7 protein-coding genes are annotated in these 6,006 nt (G+C 59.8%); all 7 read left to right on the top strand.

Annotated elements, in window-relative coordinates:
• The coding region (locus tag VMU57_RS12770; RefSeq protein WP_325383968.1) for a hypothetical protein at window positions 1-270 on the top strand (270 nt) is incomplete at its 5' end.
• 4 nt (window positions 271-274) lie between these two features.
• Window positions 275-1,663, top strand: a complete 1,389-nt coding sequence (gene terL, locus VMU57_RS12765; protein WP_325383966.1) for a phage terminase large subunit — start codon at window positions 275-277, stop codon at window positions 1,661-1,663.
• A gap of 2 nt (window positions 1,664-1,665) precedes the next feature.
• Window positions 1,666-3,123: a DUF1073 domain-containing protein gene (locus tag VMU57_RS12760; RefSeq protein ID WP_325383963.1), complete on the top strand. Its 1,458-nt coding sequence runs from the start codon at window positions 1,666-1,668 to the stop codon at window positions 3,121-3,123.
• Window positions 3,104-3,889, top strand: coding sequence for a phage minor head protein (locus VMU57_RS12755; RefSeq protein WP_325383961.1), 786 nt, complete (start codon window positions 3,104-3,106; stop codon window positions 3,887-3,889). Before VMU57_RS12760 ends, VMU57_RS12755 begins: the two co-directional genes overlap by 20 nt.
• Before the next feature lie 51 nt (window positions 3,890-3,940).
• Entirely contained in the window at window positions 3,941-4,546 is a 606-nt protein-coding gene (locus tag VMU57_RS12750) for a hypothetical protein (protein WP_325383959.1), read from the top strand.
• A gap of 55 nt (window positions 4,547-4,601) precedes the next feature.
• Window positions 4,602-4,901, top strand: coding sequence for a hypothetical protein (locus tag VMU57_RS12745; RefSeq protein WP_325383957.1), 300 nt, complete (start codon window positions 4,602-4,604; stop codon window positions 4,899-4,901).
• Between the two features lie 111 nt (window positions 4,902-5,012).
• The coding region (locus tag VMU57_RS12740) for a DUF2213 domain-containing protein (protein ID WP_325383955.1) at window positions 5,013-6,006 on the top strand (994 nt) is incomplete at its 3' end.

Here is a 6,006-nt window from a genome sequence, read left to right as displayed (position 1 = left end):
GAGTTGATCGTCGACACTGGAAGTGACGCTGAGTCAAAGTTGCTCGAAGCGTATCGCCGCGTCATCTCGACGCCCGGCCGCATCGATGGCATGAAGAAACTCGCCGATTCTCTTAAGACGCTGATCACGCTCGAGCGCGAGGCATACGGACTGGCCGAGGAAACTCCGCCGCCTGCCGCCCCCTCGGTCGTGGTCAACAACGCACCGCCGGCGACACTGGCAGAGATCAAGCAGGTTTTGACGGAGAACGCCGCGAACCCGAAGGTATGAGGCTATGGAATTCACCGACGCAGAGCGGCGCGCTTACCGTTCGCTGTCGATGGCCGACCTCTTCTGGTTCACGCGCTGGATGTTCGTCAATCGCCGCGGCTACACGTGGCAGCAGGCGCAGCATCATGCGACGGTCTGCGAAGCGCTGATGCGGGTGTTTCGCGGTGAGTGCAAGCGGCTCATCATCAACATACCGCCACGCTACTCCAAGACGGAGATCGTCAAGAACTTCGTCGGATGGTCGCTTGGGCACGCGCCGGATAGCGAGTTCATCTATACGTCGTACTCCTCGCGCCTTGCTGCAGCATCCTCATGGGACGTTCGTGGTCTGGTGCAGGAAGCCGAGTACAAGGCGATCTTCCCGTCTGTTGGCCTGCGCGAAGATAGCCAGGCTAAAGACGAGTGGCGAACGACTGCCGGCGGCATCATGTATGCGGTCGGCGCGGGCGGCACAATCACCGGCTATGGCGCCGGCAAGCATCGGCCCGGCTTCGGCGGCGCACTACTGATCGATGATCCGCACAAGGCGGATGAGGCGCGCTCCGACGTGATGCGCCAGAACGTGATCGACTGGTTCCAGAACACGTTTGAGTCCCGTAAGAACTCACCTGACACGCCGATCATTCTCGTCATGCAGCGGTTGCATGAGAGCGATCTGGCGGGCTGGCTACTGGCTGGCGGCAACGGCGAGAAGTGGGAACACGTTTGTCTCCCTGCGCTGCAGGATGACGGCACCGCGCTATGGCCTGAAAAGCACTCGGTCGAAGAGTTGCGCCGCATGGAGGCGGCATCGCCTTATACGTTCGCCGGGCAGTACCAGCAACGGCCGGCGCCGGCTGAGGGCGGGATATTCAAGCCAGACCAGATCAAGATCATTGATGCGCTGCCGTACATGCACATCACATGGGTGCGAGGCTGGGACTTGGCCAGCACAACAACCGGAGACTGGACTGCAGGCATCAAGGTGGGCCGTCTTCAGGATGGGCGATTTGTCATTGCAGACGTCGTTCGCGTTCGCGTTGGTCCGGACGAGAGAGATGCGGCGATTGTAAATACCGCCGCCTCCGATTCGGTCTCAACGAAGGTAAGCATTCCGCAGGACCCAGGTCAGGCGGGTAAAACCCAGGTTCTTTATTTGACCCGGGCACTCGCCGGTTATTCCGTCGTCACATCTCCTGAATCTGGAGATAAGGTAACGCGCGCCGAGCCAGTCGCAGCGCAAATCAATGTGGGTAACGTTCTGATGGTCAGAGGCGCATGGAATAACAAGTTCGTCGATGAATTGCGCACTTTCCCGAATGGCGTTCACGACGACCAGGTTGATGCGTTATCTCGCGCCTTCTCGCACCTGATAGGAGGCGGATTGGCCATCTGGGCCAGTCTCGGCAAATAGAAATGACCCAAAAACGAAGCGTCAAAGGCGTGGCCCAGCGCGCGAGCCGGGAAGAAAAGAAGATCGTCAAGTCGAACGACAGTTTTCAGAACTTCCAAGCCCGCCTGGGCATGGGCACCGACAACCTCATGTCGTCGAGCCAGTACGGCTTCAATCCGATCACGCGTACGCGCACCCTGCTCGAATGGGTGCATCGCGGATCGTGGCTCGGCGGCGTTGCGGTTGACGTCGTTGCGGATGATATGACGCGCGCCGGCGTAGACCTGAAAGGACAGTTGCATCCGGACCAGGTCGAGCAGATTCAGGAAAGCGCTAACGGTTTCGGTATCTGGAACGCGATCAACGATACGGTCAAGTGGTCTCGGTTGTATGGTGGCTGTCTGGCGTTCATGCTGATCGATGGGCAGGACCCGTCGACACCGCTGCGCCTGAACACGATCCGCAAAGGGCAATTCCGCGGGCTGCTGGTGCTGGACCGCTGGATGGTCGAGCCGAGCTTGCAGGATCTGGTGACGGAGATGGGCCCGGAATTGGGGCTGCCGAAGTTCTACACGATCACGGCCGATTCCCCCGCCCTTCCGCTGAAGAAGATCCACCACTCGCGCTGCCTGCGTCTCGAAGGCATCCGCCTGCCCTACTGGCAGCGCGTGATGGAGAACATGTGGGGCATCTCTGTGCTCGAGCGCCTGTACGATCGCATGATCGCGTTCGACAGCGCGACGACCGGCGCCGCACAGCTCGTCTACAAATCATATCTGCGCACGTTCAAGGTTGAAGACCTGCGCGAAATTGCGTCCGCTGGTGGACCTGCTTTGCAAGGTCTGACGCAGTACGTGAACATGATGTCCAAGTTCCAGTCGATCGAAGGCATCACGATGATCGACAGCAAGGACGAGTTTGTCACCGATACGCACAGTGCATTCACGGGTCTTGATCAGGTCATCCGCCAGCTTGGCGAGCAGCTTTCCGGGGCGCTGCAGATTCCTTTGGTGCGTCTGTTCGGCCAGTCTCCGGGTGGGATAGGTTCCGATGGTGAATCGGCCCTGCGCACCTATTACGACAACGTCAAGAATCAGCAGAAAGCTCGACTGGGTGTTCCAGTCACACGCATCTATCGTGCGATCGCAGCGTCAGAAGGCATCAAGTTACCCGATGGGTTTTCGGTCGACTTCCGCTCGTTGTGGCAACTCACAGATACCGAGAAAGCAGATATCGCCGTCAAGGTAACCGATGCGATCACGAAGGTGGACGGCGCCGGAATCATCACGCCCAAGATGGGACTCGAGGAGTTGCGAATCAGCAGTCATACCACCGGCATATTCGGCTCTATCACGGACGAGGATGTCGCCAAGGCCGCTGATGTGCCGAGCGCTCCTGATCCGGAGATGATGGGCGGCGCAGGTGGCGCGGGACGGATGGCCCCTGGCGAGCAGGAAGAAAATGAGAACGAGAACATCTGACCGCGGTATCGTCTCATTCATCAAGAAGAAGTCTGACGAGCGCTTCCTGAATGGCCGCAAGGCTGAGCGCGCCTATTCCCGGCAGTTGCGCGGCGTCGCGCGGCAGATCAATGCCATCGTTAAGGCGTTTGCACCTGACGGGAATGTCAATGACCTGAACTCGATGCAGTCGACGCTCACCCGGTACGCAGAGATCTTGCGGCCGTGGGCGCGCGCCGTCGGCTGGGGCATGGTCAGCGAAGTGTCCAGACGTGACGAGGCTGCGTGGTTCGCTCATGGCAATGAGATGGGCCGACTGCTGCGCGAGGAAATCCGCACCGCCCCGACGGGCGATATGCTGCGCGAGATTCTTGAGCGTCAAGTCACGCTGATTACGAGTCTGCCGATCGAGGCCGGACAGCGCGTCCACAAGCTCGCGACTGAAAGCCTGATCAACAGTTCGCGCGCTTCCGAGATTGCGAAAGAGATTTTAAAGTCTGGCGACGTCAGCGAATCGCGCGCCCTACTCATAGCGCGCACAGAAACTGCACGCTGTGCAGCATCACTCACTCAGGCGCGCGCGGTCCACGCTGGGTCCACTCACTACCGGTGGATGACGGCAGAAGACAGCGACGTGCGCCCCGGGCACAAAGCTATGAAGGGCAAGATTTTCCGTTGGGACACTCCTCCAGAAGTTGAAGAAAACGGCCGCTACATGAGGCACGGTCCCGGCGAAGTGTGGAATTGCCGGTGTTTTGCCTACCCACTGTTCGATGACGATATCTGATTCAGTTTCAACCCCGGCATCCGCCGGCCACCCTCCCCAGGAGATTTGCAAATGAAGTTTACCCGCATGGCCGTAATCGGCGCAGCGCTCATGGCGATGGCCGGCAGCGCCTTTGCTCAATCGTTCAACACCGCAACCGCTGTCTTCCCGATCACGCAGCGCACGTACGAGGCGACCATCGTCGGGCTCGTGCCTGCCGCGTCCGCTACCGATCTGCTGACCATCACTGGCGTTGCTGGCCATATCGTGCGCGTCACGCGCGCGGAATGCACGGGCACCGCTACTGCTGTAGGCGCCGCCAATCTGGTCGCGCTGGTTCGCAGCACGGCAAATACCGGTGGCACGTCGACTACCCCTGCGGCTATTCCTGCTGATCCGAGCGATGCAGCAGCTGGCGCAACAGTCAAGGCCTATACCGCCAATCCGACCGTCGGTACATCCGTCGGCCCGGTGCGCGCCGCAGTGCTGGTGCTCACGCCGACCTCGTCGACCACGATCGCAGAAGACCCGGTCAACTGGACCTTCGGCAACAACGCCGGTACTCGCGCGGGGATTGTGCTGCGCAGCGCAAGCCAGGTGTTTTCGCTCAACGGCAACGGCGCCTCATTCCCTGCTGGCACCGCGCTCAACTGCTCGATCGAATGGACCGAGCTGTAACCGCAACCGCTTCGCACTAAGCCCCGCTTCGGCGGGGTTTTTCATTTGAGGCTCTATGGCACTCGCTGCAATCAATCCGACAGGCCAGGCAGCGCTGACGGCTGGCACGGTTTCGTCCAACGTCGCCATTCCCACGACGGGCACGCCTACGCAAGTGCTGGTGCAGAACCTCGGCAGCCGGGCTGCGTTCGTATTGCTCGGGAGTTCGAATGCGGACGTAGTCACTGTCGCAGACGGCACACCCATCCTTCCTTGCCCCAATCCCGGCGTCGTGCTGACGCTCGGCGCCAACACATTCATCGCAGCCATCACTGCCGATGGTTCGACGCCTCTGCGCGTCACCGCAGGAACCTGATTCGCTATGGCAATCCGCTTTTATTCCGTCGAGCAGCTTGGGCCCAAGCAATCTCTGACGCCTGAAGGATATCTGCTCTGTCTTGACGTGCCAGCTTCTCGCACAGGCCAGATGATCTACGGTCCGGATGAAACCCCGGTCAAGGCGGATGGCGAAGAGTTCGTGCGCATCAATCGCACTGACGAGGAAGTGTTTCGACCTGATGCGATGGCTAGCCTGAATGGCAAGTCTGTCACCAACGACCATCCGGACGAAGACGTTAGCCCAGCCAACTGGAAGGAACTCGAAAAGGGTGTTGTGATGAATCCGCGCCGCGGCAAGGGCTCGGAGGACGACCTTCTTTTCGTGGATCTTCTGATCAAAGACCCGGACACGATCCAGGCCGTGCGCGATGGCAAGCGGGAAGTCTCCGCAGGCTACGACGCTGAGTATTTTCAAACCGGCCCCGGTCAGGGCGAACAACGGAACATCCTGTTTAACCATGTCGCGTTGGTCGAGAAAGGTCGCTGTGGCCCGCGATGCGCTATTGGCGACCACGCATCAATCCCCCAACCTGCGGAGAAACACCAAATGGCTACGCCCAGCAAATGGCTGAAAAAGATCCTCGACCGAGCGCACGATGCGAAGGATGAGGAAGAAATGAAGAAGATCGCCGACGAGGCGGCCGAGGAAGAATCCAAGGCCAAAAAAGAGGCTGAAGACAAGGCGCGCGACGAGGCCGAGAAGGAAGCCGAAGAAAAGGCCAAGGACAAGGCGCGCGATGCGGAAGAGCATGGCAAACGCCTGACGTCGCTCGAGGAAGGCCACAAGGAAATTCTCGGCAAGCTCGATGAACTCAGCGCCAAGGTCGGCGACAAGGCACGTGATTCCGAGGAAGAAGAGCGCAAGAAGAAGGAAGAGGAAGAGAAAAAGGCCAAGGACGAAGAAGCCGTCGAGGGCGAGCTGGCTGAAGAAGCTCCTGCCGGCACTGCTGATCGTGCCCGCAAGGCACGCGATAGTGCATTCCTCGAAGAATCATTTCAGGACACCGTCGCACTGGCTGAAATCATCGCGCCCGGTATCGCCATTCCGACGTTTGACCGCGCTGCCGCTCCGATCAAGTCGC

The organism is Edaphobacter sp. (genome assembly GCF_035532915.1).
GTDB lineage: Bacteria > Acidobacteriota > Terriglobia > Terriglobales > Acidobacteriaceae > Edaphobacter.
The sequence above is the reverse complement of the archived record's forward strand: the minus strand, read 5'-3'. Positions and strand labels throughout refer to the sequence as shown.